The 16,208-nt window shown below is 67.9% G+C and carries 13 protein-coding genes and 1 tRNA gene; 10 read left to right on the top strand and 4 right to left on the bottom strand.

Annotation, left to right across the window (positions count from 1 at the left end):
- Positions 1 to 4: 4 nt before the first annotated feature.
- Positions 5 to 1,669, bottom strand: coding sequence for an arginine--tRNA ligase (gene argS, locus AC1DXI_RS19305; protein ID WP_476939936.1), 1,665 nt, complete (start codon positions 1,667 to 1,669; stop codon positions 5 to 7).
- A 207-nt stretch (positions 1,670 to 1,876) separates the two neighbouring features.
- Here argS and AC1DXI_RS19310 point away from each other — a divergent pair, with 207 nt between their 5' ends.
- From AC1DXI_RS19310 to AC1DXI_RS19335, 6 genes are all read left to right on the top strand, one after another.
- A complete protein-coding gene (locus AC1DXI_RS19310; RefSeq protein WP_018775690.1) occupies positions 1,877 to 2,314 on the top strand; it encodes an FMN-binding protein in 438 nt (145 codons plus the stop codon).
- Between the two features lie 30 nt (positions 2,315 to 2,344).
- Entirely contained in the window at positions 2,345 to 3,217 is an 873-nt protein-coding gene (locus AC1DXI_RS19315) for an FAD:protein FMN transferase (protein ID WP_476939937.1), read from the top strand.
- On the top strand, positions 3,214 to 4,815 hold the full coding sequence (locus tag AC1DXI_RS19320; RefSeq protein ID WP_476939938.1) for an FAD-dependent oxidoreductase: 1,602 nt from the start codon (positions 3,214 to 3,216) through the stop codon (positions 4,813 to 4,815). Before AC1DXI_RS19315 ends, AC1DXI_RS19320 begins: the two co-directional genes overlap by 4 nt.
- A gap of 209 nt (positions 4,816 to 5,024) precedes the next feature.
- Positions 5,025 to 5,097: transfer RNA gene (locus AC1DXI_RS19325), tRNA-Arg, on the top strand.
- A gap of 206 nt (positions 5,098 to 5,303) precedes the next feature.
- A complete protein-coding gene (locus AC1DXI_RS19330; RefSeq protein ID WP_476939945.1) occupies positions 5,304 to 6,362 on the top strand; it encodes a M4 family metallopeptidase in 1,059 nt (352 codons plus the stop codon).
- Between the two features lie 43 nt (positions 6,363 to 6,405).
- Positions 6,406 to 6,702 carry a protealysin inhibitor emfourin gene (locus AC1DXI_RS19335; protein WP_476939939.1) on the top strand — a complete coding sequence of 99 codons (297 nt, stop codon included), beginning with the start codon at positions 6,406 to 6,408 and terminating at the stop codon, positions 6,700 to 6,702.
- A 10-nt stretch (positions 6,703 to 6,712) separates the two neighbouring features.
- Here the strand turns inward: AC1DXI_RS19335 and AC1DXI_RS19340 are convergent, their stop codons facing one another.
- Positions 6,713 to 7,678, bottom strand: a complete 966-nt coding sequence (locus AC1DXI_RS19340; protein ID WP_459385209.1) for a GlxA family transcriptional regulator — start codon at positions 7,676 to 7,678, stop codon at positions 6,713 to 6,715.
- A gap of 81 nt (positions 7,679 to 7,759) precedes the next feature.
- Here AC1DXI_RS19340 and AC1DXI_RS19345 point away from each other — a divergent pair, with 81 nt between their 5' ends.
- Positions 7,760 to 7,927 (top strand): hypothetical protein, encoded by a 168-nt coding sequence (locus AC1DXI_RS19345; RefSeq protein ID WP_018775683.1) that lies wholly within the window; start codon positions 7,760 to 7,762, stop codon positions 7,925 to 7,927.
- 158 nt (positions 7,928 to 8,085) lie between these two features.
- A complete protein-coding gene (hrpA, locus tag AC1DXI_RS19350; RefSeq protein ID WP_476939940.1) occupies positions 8,086 to 12,180 on the top strand; it encodes an ATP-dependent RNA helicase HrpA in 4,095 nt (1,364 codons plus the stop codon).
- Positions 12,181 to 12,230: 50 nt separating this feature from the next.
- Here the strand turns inward: hrpA and AC1DXI_RS19355 are convergent, their stop codons facing one another.
- Together AC1DXI_RS19355 and AC1DXI_RS19360 are read right to left on the bottom strand one after the other, a co-directional pair.
- Positions 12,231 to 12,659: an HIT family protein gene (locus tag AC1DXI_RS19355; protein ID WP_476939941.1), complete on the bottom strand. Its 429-nt coding sequence runs from the start codon at positions 12,657 to 12,659 to the stop codon at positions 12,231 to 12,233.
- Positions 12,656 to 13,834 carry an NAD(P)-dependent alcohol dehydrogenase gene (locus tag AC1DXI_RS19360; RefSeq protein ID WP_476939942.1) on the bottom strand — a complete coding sequence of 393 codons (1,179 nt, stop codon included), beginning with the start codon at positions 13,832 to 13,834 and terminating at the stop codon, positions 12,656 to 12,658. The genes AC1DXI_RS19355 and AC1DXI_RS19360 overlap by 4 nt, the downstream gene beginning before the upstream one ends.
- Positions 13,835 to 14,336: 502 nt before the next feature.
- Here AC1DXI_RS19360 and AC1DXI_RS19365 point away from each other — a divergent pair.
- Both AC1DXI_RS19365 and AC1DXI_RS19370 read left to right on the top strand, forming a co-directional pair.
- Positions 14,337 to 14,843: a phosphotransferase family protein gene (locus AC1DXI_RS19365; protein ID WP_476939946.1), complete on the top strand. Its 507-nt coding sequence runs from the start codon at positions 14,337 to 14,339 to the stop codon at positions 14,841 to 14,843.
- A 363-nt stretch (positions 14,844 to 15,206) separates the two neighbouring features.
- Positions 15,207 to 16,208, top strand: a 1,002-nt coding sequence (locus tag AC1DXI_RS19370) for a DUF222 domain-containing protein (RefSeq protein WP_476939943.1), incomplete at its 3' end; no start/stop codon positions are given.

Here is a 16,208-nt window from a genome sequence, read left to right on the forward strand (position 1 = left end):
GCGGTTACATCCGTTCCGGCGCCGAGACGCCCAGCAGTTCCAGTCCGTTGGCCAGCACCTGGCTGGTGGCGTCATTGAGCCACAGCCTGGTGCGGTTGGTGTCCGTGATGGGTTCCTCGCCCTGGGGCGCCACGCGGCAGGCGTCGTACCAGCGGTGGTAGGCGCCGGCGATGACTTCGAGGTGGCGGGCCACGCGGTGCGGCTCGCGCAGCTCGGCGGCCTTGGCCACGATCGAGGGATAACTGCCCAGGTGCGAGAGCAGCTCGTTTTCGGTGGCGTGGTCCAGCAGGGCGGCGTTGAAGCTGTCCTTGCCGTCCACTCGGCGCTCCACGCCGGCGGCCACGGCATTGCGGGCGGCGCCGCGGGAGCGGGCGTGGGCGTACTGGACGTAGAACACCGGGTTTTCGTTGCTGTGCTTTTTCAGCAGCTCCGGGTCCAGCGTCAGCGGCGAATCGGCGGGGAACCGGGCCAGCGAGTACCGGACGGCGTCCTTGCCGAGCCAGGAGATGAGGTCCTTGAGCTCGATGATGTTGCCGGCGCGCTTGGACAGCTTGGCGCCGTTGACGGAGACCAGCTGGCCGATCAGGACCTCGATATTGACCTCGGGGTCATCGCCTGCGGCTGCCGCGATGGCCTTGAGCCGGTTGATGTAGCCGTGGTGGTCGGCGCCGAGGAGGTAGATCTTCTCGGTGTAGCCGCGGTCCTTCTTGGACAGATAGTAGGCGGCGTCGGCAGCGAAGTAGGTGGGCTCGCCGTTGGCGCGGACCATCACGCGGTCCTTGTCATCGCCGAAGTCGGTGGTGCGCAGCCAGACTGCGCCGCCGTCGTCGAACACGTGGCCCTGTTCGCGCAGGCGGGCGACGGCGTCTTCGATCGCGCCGGCGTCGTGGAGCTCCTGCTCGGAGAAGTAGACATCGAAGTCGACGCCAAACTCGGCCAGCGTCTGCTTGATGTCATGCATCTGCGCCTTGTAGGCGGCGCCCCGGATCACCGGCAGGGCCGCCACTTCGGTGAGTTCGCGGATGTCCGGATGCTCGGTGAGCACCTCGTGGCCGAGGTCCGCGATGTACTGGCCCGGGTAGCCGCCCTGGGGCACGTCCTGGCCGTGGAGCCTGGCGAACACGGAGTTCGCGAACACGTTCATCTGGGACCCGGCGTCGTTGATGTAGTACTCGGCAGTGACGTCGGCACCGGAGGCCCGGAGGACGCGGGCGATCGCGTCGCCGAGGGCCGCCCAGCGGGTGTGGCCGATGTGCAGCGGGCCGGTCGGGTTGGCCGAGACGAACTCCATGTTGACCACGTGCCCGGCGAGCGCGGTGTTGGTGCCGTAGGCCGCACCGGCCTCGACGATCGCCTTGGCGAGCGCACCGGCGGCAGCGGCGTCCACGGTGATGTTCAGGAAGCCGGGGCCGGCGATGTCCACCGCGGAGACGCCGTCGATCGTCTTGAGCCGGGCGCTCAGGACGGACGCGAACTCCCGCGGGTTAGTGCCCGCTGTTCTAGCCAGCTGGAGGGCGACGTTGGTGGCCCAGTCCCCGTGGTCCCTGTTCTTGGGGCGCTCCACGCGCACCTCATCCGGGATGTCAGCCGCGGAGAGGGCTATGTCACCGGCGGCGACGGCGTCCTTCAGGCAGGCGGATATGGCGAGGGAGAGTTCTTCTGGGGTCACACTTCTAGCCTACCGGTGGGCCCGGAGTGTGGCGGAATCTGGCGCCCGGCATGACGGCGGGGGCCGGTTCAGGGAAGACCCAAGGTCGTCAATGCCCCGCACGCAGGGTGAACCGTTACCCTGAATTCAACGTCTGCACCCCTGTCATGCCTCCACATTGTCCGCTGTTTGTTCGCTGTCCGATCCCCGCACAGAATCGAGTCCCGCATGAATACCGCCTTCCGCAAGAGCGTCCTCGTCGGCATTGCCGGCCTCTCCGTGGCCGGAACTGCGGCCGGCTGCGCCCCTTCTGCGCAGGCCCCGGCCGCCCAGGGCGCGCCCCCGGCATCCGAGTCCGCTGCCGGTACCGGCTCCTACAAGGACGGCACGTACAGCGCTGACGGGAACTACACCTCCCCCAACGGCACCGAGACCGTGGGCGTGGAGCTGACGCTTGCCGGCGGTGCCGTGTCCGACGTGAAGATCACGCAGCACCCCTCGAATCCGAACACCCGAAAGTTCCAGGGCGAGTTCGCCGGCGGCATCCAGTCCCAGGTTGTTGGCAAGAAGCTGGACGAAATCAAGGTTTCCAAAGTGGCCGGATCCTCGCTGACCAGCGGCGGCTTCAACCAGGCCGTGGCGAAGATCAAGTCACAGGCCCAATAGCGCAACACGGGAACAGAGAACAGAGGAACCGTGGCGCATCCGGGCTGGGCGCACTTCAGCTTTGACGGGATCGGGACCCGCTGGGAGATCTCCACGCCATCCCGCCTCTCCGACTGGCACCGCCGTGGCCTGCTCGCCGCGGTGGATGAGTACGACGCCGCGTGGTCCCGGTTCCGTCCCGATTCGCTCATTGCCGACGCAGCCCGGACACCCGGCCGCATTGAGCTGCCCGCCGAAGCGGCCGCCCTGGGCGAGCTGTACGGCACCCTGTACCGGCTCACCAAGGGTGCGATGACCCCGCTCATCGGCGGGAGCCTGGAGCGCCTGGGCTACGACGCCGCCTACACCCTGAGCCCGGGCGGTGCGCCGCTTCCCGCCCCGCAGTGGGAGGATGTGCTGGACTGGCAGGGCACCGCGCTGACAACCACGGCCCCGGTGGTGATCGACGTCGGCGCGGCCGGAAAGGGGCAGCTGGCCGACCTGCTCTCCGCCCGGCTCAGGGACGGCGGCTGCGCCGAGCATTTCATCGATGCCAGCGGGGACCTGCTGAATCCGGGGCCGGATCCCGTGGCGGTTGCCCTTGAGCACCCCTACGATCCCACCCGGGCCATCGGCACCGTCCAGCTGGGGGCCGGCGCCCTGTGCGGTTCCGCCGCCAACCGGCGGGCCTGGGGCGACGGGTTCCATCATGTCCTGGACGGCACCACGGGAGCGCCGGTGCGTACCGTCGTCGCCAGCTGGGCCATGGCCGGGACCGCGATGGTGGCCGATGCGCTGGCCACTGCGTTGTTTTTTGTCGACGGTCCGCGGCTGGAGCAGGAGTTCGAGTTCGCCTGGCTCACGGTTTATGCGGACGGGCACGCGGAATATTCAGCCGACTTTGAAGGGGCCCTGTTCTCATGACTGCCATCACCACCGCCGCACTCGGCTCGAGGCTGGACACCGCCTTGGGCCGGCTCACGATGTACCGGCTGGTGCTGTGGGTCCTGGCCGTCCTGGCCGGCTACAGCCTGCTGCTCAATGTGCTGGGCTGGCTAACGTTCGGGCTGCCGGAAATGCTGGCCCACCTGGCCCTGTGCCTTGGTCTGACGTATGCCTCCAGCCAGGGGCTGGGTGCGCTGTTCCATGTGCGGCCGCACACGGAATCCTCGCTCATCACCGGCCTGCTGCTGTACTTCCTTTTTTGGCCGAGCGAGCTTTTCTGGCCGAGCGAGCTGACCCAGGGCCTCCAGCTGGCGGAAGTCGCCGGCGTCGCCCTTGCCTGCGTCCTGGCATCGGCCTCGAAGTACGCGCTGGCCTGGCGCGGCCGGCACATCTTCAATCCGGCCGCGGCCGGCGCGTTGCTCGCAGGGCTGACCGGGCTCAACATTGCAACTTGGTGGGCCGCGACGCCGGCCATGCTCTGGCTTGTGCTGCCGGGCGTACTGCTGGTGCTCTACCGGACCCGGAAGTTCGCCATGGCCGCCGTCTTCACCGTGGCTGCCGTGTCCATTGTGGCCGCGGATCTGCTCCGGGCCGGGATGGAGCTTCCCGAGGCCCTGTGGCAGACGCTCGCGCAGCGTCCGGTGCTGTTCTTCGTCGGGTTCATGCTCACCGAGCCGCTCACGCTGCCCCCGCGGCGCTGGCAGCAACTGGCGCTGGCCGCCGTCGTCGGGGTGTTGTTTGCCCTCCCGTACAACCTGGGGTTTGTGGCCAACTCCCCCGAGCTGGCGCTGCTCGCGGGCAACGTGCTTGCCTTCGCCGTTGGACAGCGGGGCGGGGTCCGGCTGAGGTTCGTCGCGAGCCGTCCGCTGACGCCCACGACGACGGAATTCAGCTTCCGCCCGGAGCGTCCGGTGCGTTTCGCTCCCGGACAGGCCCTGGAGCTGCACCTGCCCCCGGACACGGCCGGAGGCACTCGCGCCGCCAAGGGCGATGGGAAGGCCCCCGGCAAGGGTGATGGCAAGGGAATCCGGCGCGTGTTCAGCCTGACCAGCGCACCCGGAGCATCCCTGCTGACGATCGGGGTGGGGACGGCCGAACCGGTGTCCTCAGCCAAGCGCTCGCTGCTGGCTCTCGAACCGGGCGACGGACTGACCGCCACCATGGTCAGCGGCGATTTCGTCCTGCCCCGGGATCCGGCCACCCCCGTGCTGCTCATCGCCGCCGGAATCGGGATCACCCCCTACATGGCCCAACTGGCCGGGGCACCGGCCGGGGGCCGCGACATTGTCCTGCTGTACCTGGCCAAGAGTGCCGCCGAACTGGGCTACGCCGAGGAGCTGCAGCGCTCGGGGGCGCGCATCCTGGCCCGGCTGGCCGACGGCTCCGCGCCGCCGGCCACCATGGAGGACGCAGGCGCCAGAAGGATTGACGCGGCGGCCCTCAAGGATCTGGTGCCGGACATCGGCGGCCGGGAAGTCTTCGTCTCCGGCTCGCCCGCCAGCGTGCGTTCGCTGCGGGCCGCGGCCCGTGGCGCGGGCGCCCGCCGGGTGCACGTGGACTCCTTCACCGGCTACTGAGGTGACGGTGCGGCTGCTGAGCCGGCCAGGGAGCGGTTACGGGGCGGCCGGCCAGTTCCCGGATTCGTCACGCATCTCATGCCGGCTTAAGACGCACCCGACGCTGCTTGACTCCACAAATGAGTGACCGTTTTCCATGGTTTTCCGTTGGAGGCCACCTTCCTGCTAAGCTCTAGGACGTCCCGCCGGTAACGGCAGGAACCCTGACTGCCCTCGTAGCTCAGGGGATAGAGCGTCTGCCTCCGGAGCAGAAGGTCGTAGGTTCGAATCCTATCGAGGGCACAAAATACCGGCATCGCCGGCACATCCCCGCTGTTTCATTGAAACGGCGGGGTTTTTTGTGCCCTGGATCCCGCCGAAAGACCGCGGAAATCCAGCGGCTTTTCCCCTGCCGATTGTCGGTGCCCCCTCGTAGGCTGTTTTCATCGGTGGCGGGCTACCCTGCCGGCTCCGAAGCGTGAAGGGGGTCTCAAGTGTTCTTCTCAACTATGTACTGTTCCATCGTTCCTCCCTACTTGCTCCGCCGGTTGGCCGCGCAGCGCGAGCCGGAGCTCTCCAGGGCCGCCCGCGGGGCAAAGGAAGCCCTGCAACACGTCCCGAGCTTCCAGGCCTCCCGCGCGGTGGCCGGGCCCGGCAGTCATCCGGGCCTGCGGGAAATCAAGCCGTCCCCGCCGGAACGGACGGTCTACGACGCCAAGTCCGCCGAGAAGCTGCCCGGCAGCGTGGTCCGCAAAGAAGGCGAACCGCCCACCGGCGATCCCGCCGCCGATGAGGCCTATGACGGGCTGGGGCACACGCACCGCCTCTACGCCGAGGCCTTCGGACGCAATTCGATCGACGGCAAAGGCCTGCACCTCGATGCCACGGTCCACTACGGCCGCCTGTACGACAACGCGTTCTGGGACGGCCAGCAAATGGTCTTCGGCGACGGTGACGGGCAGGTCTTCGAGCGGTTCACGAAATCCTTGAGCGTCATCGGCCACGAGCTCACCCACGGCGTGACCCAGTACTCTGCCGGGCTGGTCTACCGCAACCAGGCCGGAGCCCTGAACGAATCGATGTCCGACGTCTTCGGGGCCCTCGTTGAGCAGTATGTGCGGAAGCAGTCGACGGCGGAGGCCAGCTGGCTGATCGGCGAAGGCCTCTTCACCGACCAGGTGCAGGGGGCCGCCTTGCGTTCCATGAAGGCTCCCGGAACGGCATACGACGACGACGTGCTCGGCAAGGACCCGCAGCCGGACTCGATGGACGGCTACGTGCGCACAAGCGCGGACAACGGCGGCGTGCACATCAACTCCGGTATCCCCAACCGCGCGTTCTGCCTGGTGGCCACTGCCCTCGGCGGCAATGCCTGGGACGCACCGGCACAGATCTGGTACGAGACGCTGACGGGCGGCACGCTGTCCCCCACCGCCACGTTCGGTGCCTTCGCCAAGGCCACTGCCGCCTCTGCCAAGGAGCTTTTCGGCGAGGATTCCAAGGAACATGACGCCGTGCGCTCCGCGTGGGAAACTGTGAAGGTCAAGTTCCCGGGAGCCCGGCGATAAGCCCAGCCCCTGCAGATCCGAGTCCGATGAAGGTCCGAGTCCGATGAAGATTACTGTCCAGCGCAGTGGCGGCGTGGCCGGAATGAAAAGGACGTGGACCGTCCGGCCCGAGCCGCCCGAGGACACCGACCGGTGGCAGCCGCTGATCGAGGCCTGCCCCTGGGACGACGTTGCCGGCATCAGCGGTGCATCCGGCCAGCCGGACCGGTTCATGTACAGCATCCGGGCCGATCAACGCCGGGCGGTCCTGCCCGAGCGTGAACTGACGGGCCCGTGGCGCGACCTCGTCGAATGCGCGCGGGCCGCGGCCGAGGAGTCGGCGCCGCCGGGCTTTGGCTAGCCGTCGCCGCTCATGCCGTGGCCAGGTGCCCCCGGAACGTGCGCCGGTAGGACTGCGGGCTGGTGTCCAGCGCCTTCGTAAAGTGGTGCCGCAACAGGACCGAATGCCCGAACCCGGATTCCCTCGCGATTTCATCGATATTGAGCTCCGTGGTCTCCAGCAGCTCCTGGGCGCGGAGCACCCGCTGGGAATTGAGCCAGGCCGCCGGGGTGGCCCCCGTTTCCGCGCGGAAGCGCCGCGCAAACGTCCGCGGTGACATATGGACCCGGGCCGCCAGTTCGTTGACCGCGTGTTCCTCGTCCAGGTGCCGGACCATCCACTGCAGCAGCTGCTCCATGGGCTCCGAGCCGCACTGCGGAATGGGCCGGTCGATGTACTGGGCCTGGCCGCCGTCCCGGTGCGGCGGGACCACCATGTCCCGGGCGATGGCGGCGGCCACCTTGGCGCCGAACTCAACGCGGACCAGGTGCAGGCAGGCATCGATCCCTGCGGCCGTGCCGGCACTCGTGATGATCCGGCCGTCTTCGACGTAGAGGACATTTTCATCCACCAGCACGGCCGGGTAGCGGCTGGCCAGCTCCTGGGAGTAATGCCAGTGCGTGGTGCATCGCCGGCCATCGAGCAGGCCCGCCCGGGCCAGGGCGAAGGCACCGGAACAGATGGACATCACCCAGGCGCCCCGGGCATGGGCCGCCCGCAGCGCTTCCAGGACGGATTCGGGAACGTCCTCGTCCCGGCCGTACGGCGCCATCACCACCAGGTCTGCGTCCGCGGCCGCTTCCAGCCCGAGACCGACGTGCATGGACAGGCCGGACTTGAGCGGGACGTCGCCCGGTTCGGGTGCGCAGACGCGGAAATCGAAGGCGGGCACGCCGTTTCCGCGGTCTGAGCGGTCGATGCCAAAGACCTCGAACGCGGTCGCGAACTCGAAGATCGAGAAGTTGGGAACCACGATCATTGCCACTGATTTGATCATGCTTCCAGTGTGGCAGAAATTATAGCTTTTTGGTCATTTCTGCCACTTTTTTTAGTGTCCGGCCAGGAGAACCATAGAGGTATGGAACTCCTCGGAATCGCCGTCATCGTCCTGATCATCGCCGGCCTCGCAGCCACCATTTCCGCCCTGCGGAAGGACGGCCTCGGTCACACCCCGCCCGTCCGCTCGGAAGAGTACTGGATGGCCCGGGACCTGCCGAGCGTCAACTACACCCTGCGGATCTTCTAAGTCCGCGCACGTTTCGTCCACCCGCCCATCGGGCCCGGCTCATCAAGCCGGGCCCTCAACATGCGCCGGGCCTGCACAGGTTCTGCTTAAGCGGCCGGACCGGACATCCGCCGTCGCCATCCCAGTGGACAGTCCACCCCAGTAGACTGTCTCCAGCCATGACATTGCATATTTCCTACCCCGCCGAGCTGCCGGTCTCCGAGCGCCGCGAAGATCTGATGGCCGCCATCGCGGCCAACCAGGTGACCATCATCGCCGGAGAGACCGGCTCGGGTAAGACCACCCAGATTCCCAAGATGTGCCTGGAGCTCGGCCTGGGCGAGAACGGGCTGATCGGCCACACCCAGCCCCGGCGGCTCGCGGCCCGCACGGTGGCCGAGCGCATTGCGGAGGAACTCGGCGTCGAGATCGGCCAGGAAGTCGGTTTCCAGGTCCGCTTCACCGGCGAGGTGAGCCGGTCCACCAAGGTCAAGCTCATGACCGACGGCATCCTGCTGGCGGAGATCCAGCGCGACAGGCTGCTGCGCAAGTACAACGCCATCATCATTGACGAGGCCCACGAGCGCAGCCTCAACATCGACTTCATCCTCGGCTACATCAAGCGGATCCTGCCGCAGCGCCCGGACCTGAAGATCATCATCACCTCGGCCACCATCGATCCGGAGCGCTTCGCCAAGCACTTCGGCAGCGAGGAAGAACCCTCCCCCATCATCGAGGTGTCAGGCCGGACCTTCCCGGTGGAAATCCGCTACCGGCCGCTTTCCCAGCCCGCCGGCGGCGCCAGCGCCGAAGATGGAGAAGGCGCGGCCGCGGACGACGAACTCGAGGAGGACCGCGACCCGCTGGATGCGGTGTGCGACGCCGTCGACGAACTCGCACAGGAGGCGCCGGGCGACATCCTGATTTTCTTCTCCGGCGAGCGCGAAATCCGCGACGCGGCGGAGGCCCTCAACGCCCGCATCCAGTCCAACCGGCGCCTGGCCGGCACCGAGGTCCTTCCCCTCTTCGCCCGGTTGAGCCTGCAGGAGCAGCACAAGGTCTTCCACCCCGGCAGCAAGCGCCGGATCGTCCTTGCCACCAACGTCGCCGAAACCTCGCTGACGGTCCCCGGCATCAAGTACGTGATCGACACCGGCACGGCCCGGATCTCGCGCTACTCGCACCGGACCAAGGTCCAGCGCCTGCCGATTGAGCGCGTCTCCCAGGCTTCGGCCAACCAGCGCTCGGGCCGCTGCGGCCGCGTTTCCGACGGTATCGCGATCCGGCTGTACTCCGAGGAGGACTTCGAGTCGCGGCCGCTGTTCACGGATCCGGAGATCCTGCGCACCAACCTCGCGGCCGTCATCCTGCAGATGACCGCCATGGGCGTGGCCCGCGGACCGAAGGATGTGGAGAACTTCCCGTTCGTCGAGCCGCCGGATTCGCGCGCCATCAACGACGGTGTCAGCCTCCTGCGCGAACTCGGAGCCCTCAGCGCCGCCCGGGCCCAGGAACCAGCGGACGACGGCGACGGCCGCCCGGGCCGCCGTCCCGCGGAAGCTGCCGGTGCTGCTGCCGGCCGGAACGGCGGCGGCGGCAGGAACGGCGGCGGGCTCACCGCCGTCGGGCAGCAGCTGGCGCAGCTGCCGGTGGACCCGAGGCTCGGCCGGATGATCGTGGAGTCTGGCAAGCGCGGGTGCGTCCGGGAGGTCATGATCCTGGCGGCGGCGCTGACCATCCAGGACCCGCGCGAGCGCCCGACGGATAAGCAGCAGCTCGCCGCGGAGAAGCACGCCCGGTTCAGGGACGAGAACTCGGACTTCACCGGCTACCTGAACCTGTGGAACTACCTGCAGGAGAAACAGCAGGAACTGTCCTCCACGGCGTTCCGCCGGCTCTGCCGCAACGAGTTCATCAACTACCTGCGGGTCAGGGAGTGGCAGGACCTGTTCGCCCAGCTCCGCCAGCTGGCCCGGCCGCTGGGCATCAGCCTGGACAACAAGCGCCTGGCCGATCCGGTGGGCAACCACGACGGCATCCACATCAGCCTGCTCTCGGGGCTGCTGAGCCACATCGGCATCCTCGACGAGCGCAAGCGCGAGTACGCCGGTGCCCGCGGCAGCCGCTTCGCGGTCTTCCCGGGATCGGCGCTGTTCAAGAAGTCACCCACGTTCGTGATGGCCGCCGAACTCGTGGAGACGAGCCGGCTTTGGGCCCGCGTCGCGGCGAAGTTCGATCCGCTCTGGGCCGAACAGGTGGCCCCTGACCTGGTCAAGCGCAGCTACAGCGAGCCGCACTGGTCCAAGAAGATGGGCGCGGTGATGGCCCACGAAAAGGTCACGCTGTACGGCGTGCCCATCATCCCGAGCCGGCGGATCAACTACGGCAAGGTGGATCCGGAGCTCTGCCGCGAGCTCTTCATTCGCCATGCCCTGGTTGAAGGCGACTGGCAGACCCACCACAAGTTCTTCCACCGCAACCGCGCACTGCTGCACGAAGTCGAGGAGCTCGAAGCCCGGATGCGGCGCCGCGACATCCTGGTGGACGACGAGACACTGTTCGAGTTCTACGACGCCCGGATCGGCGCGGAGGTCGTCTCGGAGCGGCACTTCGACAAGTGGTGGAAGGACGCGCGCCAGCAGGATCCCACGCTGCTGGACTTCGACCAGTCCCTGCTGATCAGCGAGGACGCCGCGGCCCTGGATGACTCGGCCTACCCCAAGACCTTGTTGCACAAGGGCTTCGAGCTGCCGCTGAGCTACGAGTTCCACCCCGTGGCGCCGGGTTCGCCACCAAATCCGTCCGACGGCGTCACCGCCGAGGTCCCGGTGCTGTTCCTGAACCAGCTCGACGACGCCGCGTTCCGCTGGCTGATCCCCGGGCAGCGCGTGGAACTCGTCACGGCGCTCATCAAGTCGCTGCCCAAACAGATCCGCAAGAACTTCGTTCCTGCCCCGGACGTGGCCCGCCAGGCCGTCGCGGCGCTGGAAGCGGATTTCGATCCCGCCACCGACGAGCTCGAACCATCGCTGGAACTCGTGCTGCGCCGGATCCGCGGACAGGTCATTCCGCCGGGGTCCTGGAACTGGGACGCCGTGCCGTCGCACTTGCGGGTCAGCTTCCGTGTGGTGGATTCCCGCGGCAAGTTGCTCGATGAGGGCAAGGACCTGAACGCGCTGCAGGAGCGGCTTGCCCCAGCCACCCGCCGGGCCATCGCGGAATCCCTCGGTGCCACTCCGGGCACCACGGCACCCCAATCCGGAGGAAACGGCACGGCGAGGGGTAAAGCCGGCGCGGACGGGAAGGGCACGGCGAACGGCAAGGATGGCGCACGTTCGTCGCGGGCCGGCACGTCGCCGTCGGCCGCCCTGGCGGCTGCCACGGCCGCGGCCCCCGGCGGGTTCGCGGAAATGTCCGGACTCAAGGACTGGACCTTTGGAACCGTCCAACGCCAGGTACAGGGAACCGTTGGCGGGCACACTGTCACCGGCTATCCGGCCCTGGTGGACGAGGGAACGTCCGTGGCGCTGCGGCTGTTCCAGACGCCGTCGGAACAGCAGGAAGCCATGCGCGGCGGGGTCATCCGGCTCCTGGCCCTGAAAGTGCCGCCGCCGGACCGCTATGTCCTTGAGCACCTGAACAACACCGAGAAACTGACATTCAGCCAGAACCCGCATGGATCCGTGGCGGCGCTGATCGCTGACTGCGCCCTGGCCGCCATCGACAAGCTCACGCCGGCCGGGCTGCCGTGGGACGAGGCATCGTTCAAGGCGCTCTACGAGAGTGTCCGGGCGGAGCTGATCGACACGGTCTTCACGGTCACCGCCGTCGTCGAACGCATCCTGGCCAGCACCCGCCGGATCGAAAAGCAGCTCAAGGGCACCACGAGCCTGGCCCTGATCAGCGCGCTCAACGACGTCAAGAGCCAGCTCGAGCAGCTGGTCTATCCGGGTTTCGTGGCACGCACGGGCTACGCCCAGCTCAGCCAGCTGCCCCGCTACCTCGCGGCGATCGAAAAGCGCCTCGAGAAGCTGCCGGGCAACGTCCAGCGGGACGCCCAGCACATGGCCGCCGTCCAGGCGCTGGAGGACGATTACGACGACGCCGTGTCCGCGCTGCTGCCCGGGCGTCGGGCCGGCGCGGAGTTAACCCACGTGCGCTGGATGATCGAGGAACTGCGGGTGAGCCTCTTCGCCGTCGAACTCGGGACGGCTTATTCGGTGTCCGAGAAGCGCATCCGGGCGGCGCTTAACAAAGTGCTGGCACCGGCGTAGACCCCGGGGGGCTGCGCCGGCGCCAGCTTCTGGTTGCGTCCGGGAGAGACTTAGGCGGCCGGAACGTGCTCCGCATGGCCGGCCGCGCGGAGGCCCTCGCGGAGCTTCTCCGCGTTGGCGTCCAGCCTGGCCGGATCCGGGTGGTGGTCCGCCGAACCGAAATCAAAGTCCGCCATCGAGTTCGATGGCCACACGTGGACGTGCATGTGGTTGATTTCGTAGCCGGCCACGATCAGCCCTGCCCGGGCGGCGTCGAACACCTCCACCTGGACGGCGCCGATCTTACGGGCAACTTCCATGACCCGGCCGAGGACCTGGGGCGAGGCGTCCGTCCAGCGGTCGACTTCCTCGGTGGGCACCACGAGGGTGTGGCCGTCGGCCAGCGGGCCCATGGTCAGGAACGCCACGACGTCGTCCTCGCGCCAGACGAAGCGGCCGGGGATCTCGCCGTTGATGATTTTGGTGAAGAGAGTGCTCATGCGTCCGCCTTTTCTGCCGGGGACCCCAGGGTGCTGACGTCCAGGACAAAACGGTACTTCACGTCGCCTGCCACCATGCGGTCGAAGGCTTCGTTGAGTTGGTCTGCGCCGACCACCTCAACGTCGGACACCACGCCGTGCTCGGCGCAGAAGTCCAGCATCTCCTGGGTCTCGGCGATTCCGCCGATCAGCGAACCCGCATATGCGATCCTGCGCCGGATCAGCGCGCCGGGGTTGACGGGCGGCATCGCTTCGGCGGGCAGGCCCAGCTGGAACAGCACGCCGTCCAGGCGCAGGGTGCGGAAGTAGGGGTTGAGGTCGTGCGGTGCGGCGACGGTGTCGATGATGACGTCGATGCTGCGGTTCGCTGCCTCCATCGCGGCCGGGTCGGTGGAGAGGATGACGTCGTCCGCGCCCAGCTCGCGTGCTGCTGCGAACTTGTTCTCCGACGTCGTGAAGACCTTGACCTCGGCGCCCATGGCCTTGGCGATCTTGACGGCCATATGGCCGAGGCCGCCGAGCCCGACGACGCCGACCACGTCGCCTTCCTCCACCTCGAAGTGGTTCAAGGGCGAATACGTGGTGATGCCTGCGCACAGCAGGGGCGCCGCGGCGGCGGGATCCAGGCTCTCCGGGACCCGCAGGACGTAGTTGCGGTCCACGACGATGGACGTGGCGTACCCGCCCTGGGTGATGGCGCCGTCGTTGCGGGCGTCCTTCGCCCCATAGGTTCCCACCGCGGAGTTTTCGCAGTACTGCTCGAGGCCGTCCAGGCAGCTGTCGCACTCGCGGCAGGAATCCACGATGCAGCCCACGCCCACGCGCTCACCCACCGTGAAGTCCTCGACGGCGGAACCGAGCCGGGAGACCCGGCCGACAATCTCGTGGCCCGGGATCAAAGGGTACGTGTCGCCGCCCCATTCGCCCCGGGTGGCGTGCACGTCCGAGTGGCACAGTCCGCAGAATTCGACGGCGATCTCGACGTCGTCCGCCTTCGGCGCCCGTCGGGACACGGTCAAGGGAACAAGTCCGCTGTCCGGTGCGGTGGCGCCGTAGGCAGCGGCGAGGGTGGGGCCGGTGGTCTGCGCGGCGCTGTCCGCGGTGGCGGCGGCGTTAGTGGAGGAATCCGGCAGCGGCTTGGCCAGCGGCGGGGGTACAGGACGTCCAGGTGTCATACGTTGACGCTACCCCCGGTCCCGGCATCTATTCCACTTTGGGGTGCTGGGCCACATGGCGGGTCACGTGGTTGTCGATGGGCGGTGCCGCGACCAGTCCCACGCGCTGAGTCAAGCTACTGGCGGCCGTGACTGAGAGACTGGCGATCGTGAATACACTCGATGCCGATACGTCTGCCCTCTGGCCGCCCGTCGAACGTGCCTGGCCGCATCTGCAGTGGAATGAAGCCGCATTCAAGCACGGAGCTTTCCACCATGTCGCCGTCCTCGGCGACTCTGCCGTCGTGCGCGTAGCGCGCGGCGTAGGCCACGCTTCGCGGACTCACAGCGAGCATCAGAACCTCAGGGCATTAGAAGGCGTGGATCTTCCTTTCCGTATCCCCCAGGCCATGTCCGAACCGCTTTCGGGCCGTCATGGTCTGCGCAGATCAGCAGTTGCATCCCCGGCGAACATCGGTCTGGCCTCTCCTGGAAGCAGGTTAGGGGGCCGCTGGAACTTATCCTGACCGGGCTCCGGGAAGCTGCGAGTCCTCGCGGTGAGCTCCGGCCCGTCAGGCAGTGGTGCGGAGGGCAGCAATGGCCAGCAGTTGTCGACCGGATCATCCAACCGTTAGATATGGCCGTAAAGACTGCTGCCCGGCGGGCTGTTGCGGAAGTACTGGAAGTAGAAGCAGGAGTTGAGACTTCACTAGTGCACGGTGACTTTGGCCTGCACAACATCGTGTGGCGCAGAGATCAGCTTTCAGGTGTCATAGACCTCGACAACGCCTGCATTGGCGATCCCGCACTTGACCTCGCACCCCTCATCGGAGCGTTCGGCTCCGCCCATGTCGCTGACATAGCGGACAGGGAGATGATCGCCAGGGCAAGGGTTCACCGGGCATCGCTGCCGCTGCAGGTTGCCGCCGCTGCCCAGCTGATCGACGACAGCAAACTCAAAGACTTTGCTCTCTCAAACTTCCAGATGCGGCTTCACGCAGGCACCCTTCAGGATCCGCAACAGCCATGACGCAGTCGCCTTTGCCCTCGCCTAAATGTCGTAGCCCAAAGGGACACTTGAATCGTGGACGGAAGACAGAGGCCCAATACGGCGCCGACACCATCTCGCGGCGCTGAAAGACGCGGGGCTGAAGGACGCAGCCCCGCGGGTCGCGGCGCCGCTGGGTGCGGTGCCGCTGGGTGCGGTGCCACGATCAATGCAGCCCACCGCCTGTTCGTCCGCCCCCGCTTTTCCGTCGCACCTCCGAGGGAGACTTGAACCATGGACGGCAAGCAGGGGACATTCGGACTTGGAAGGTCGCCGATGGCTTCCGAAGCCGTCGAACGGCTTCGGCGGGCCATAAATGTCTTAGCCCGCAGGGACACTTGACTCATGGACGGCAATCAGGGGCCCGAAGTGGTTCCGGCAGGGCACGGCGACGGCGGCCTCGGCCGCGCCAGATCCTTTGCCGCCGCAGCGGGCCTGCTGGCCGCCGTCCCTGCGGCCAGCGAAAGTGCCGGGATCATTGACCGGATCCGGGAACTGGAAGACCAGAAGTCCGCCGCGTCCGCGGAACAGGCCCGGCTTGCCGTGGCCTTCGACCTGCTCCAGCGCCGCGACCAGGCCGCCGCCGGGGTCCCGGCCGAGAAGCTCGGCGCCGGGATCGGCGCGCAGCTCGCCCTCGCCCGGCGCGAATCCCCCGCCCGGGGCGGCCGGCTCCTGGGCCTGGCCAAAGCCCTCGTGACCGAAATGCCCCACACCCTCACCGCCTTGCAGACCGGGCAGCTCAACGAATGGCGCGCCACCCTGCTCGTGCGCGAAACCGCCTGCCTGACCCCCGCCGACCGGGCCGCCGTCGACGCCGAACTCGCCGCCGACGCCGGGACCTTCGCCGGGGCCGGCGACCGGTCCCTGGTCGCCACGGCCCGGGCCGCCGCCTACCGGCGTGACCCCCGCACTGTCACCAAACGCGCCGCGCACGCCGTATCCGAGCGGCACGTCAGCCTCCGCCCGGCACCCGACGCGATGACCTGCCTGACCGCCCTGCTGCCCGTGGCCGCCGGCGTCGCCGTCTACAAGGCACTGAGCGGGCACGCCGACACCCTCCACGCCGCCGGGGACCCGAGGGGCCGCGGGCAGCTGATGGCCGATGCCCTGGTCGAACGCACCACCGGCACCCCCGGCGGGATCAGCGGCGTCGAAATCCAGGTCATCATGACCGACCGCACCCTCTTCCAGGCCGACTCCGAACCGGCCCGGCTCCCCGGCTACGGCACCGTCCCCGCCGGCTGGGCCCGCACCCTCATCAACGGCGCTAAGGCTCACGACAGCGCATTCGGCGTCGGTTCACCCGGACAAAGGCAAAGTGGTCCACGGGAATCCGGCGAGTCAACC

This window comes from Arthrobacter sp. P1_H7, assembly GCF_056405215.1.

Coding starts and splice junctions, on each gene's coding strand:
- AC1DXI_RS19335 (WP_476939939.1), top strand. CDS start 6,406: ATGAAGATTACTGTCCAGCGCAGTGGCGGCGTGGCCGGAATGAAAAGG.
- AC1DXI_RS19320 (WP_476939938.1), top strand. CDS start 3,214: ATGACTGCCATCACCACCGCCGCACTCGGCTCGAGGCTGGACACCGCC.
- AC1DXI_RS19330 (WP_476939945.1), top strand. CDS start 5,304: ATGTACTGTTCCATCGTTCCTCCCTACTTGCTCCGCCGGTTGGCCGCG.
- AC1DXI_RS19360 (WP_476939942.1), bottom strand. CDS start 13,834: ATGACACCTGGACGTCCTGTACCCCCGCCGCTGGCCAAGCCGCTGCCG.
- AC1DXI_RS19310 (WP_018775690.1), top strand. CDS start 1,877: ATGAATACCGCCTTCCGCAAGAGCGTCCTCGTCGGCATTGCCGGCCTC.
- AC1DXI_RS19355 (WP_476939941.1), bottom strand. CDS start 12,659: ATGAGCACTCTCTTCACCAAAATCATCAACGGCGAGATCCCCGGCCGC.
- AC1DXI_RS19345 (WP_018775683.1), top strand. CDS start 7,760: ATGGAACTCCTCGGAATCGCCGTCATCGTCCTGATCATCGCCGGCCTC.
- hrpA (WP_476939940.1), top strand. CDS start 8,086: ATGACATTGCATATTTCCTACCCCGCCGAGCTGCCGGTCTCCGAGCGC.
- AC1DXI_RS19340 (WP_459385209.1), bottom strand. CDS start 7,678: ATGATCAAATCAGTGGCAATGATCGTGGTTCCCAACTTCTCGATCTTC.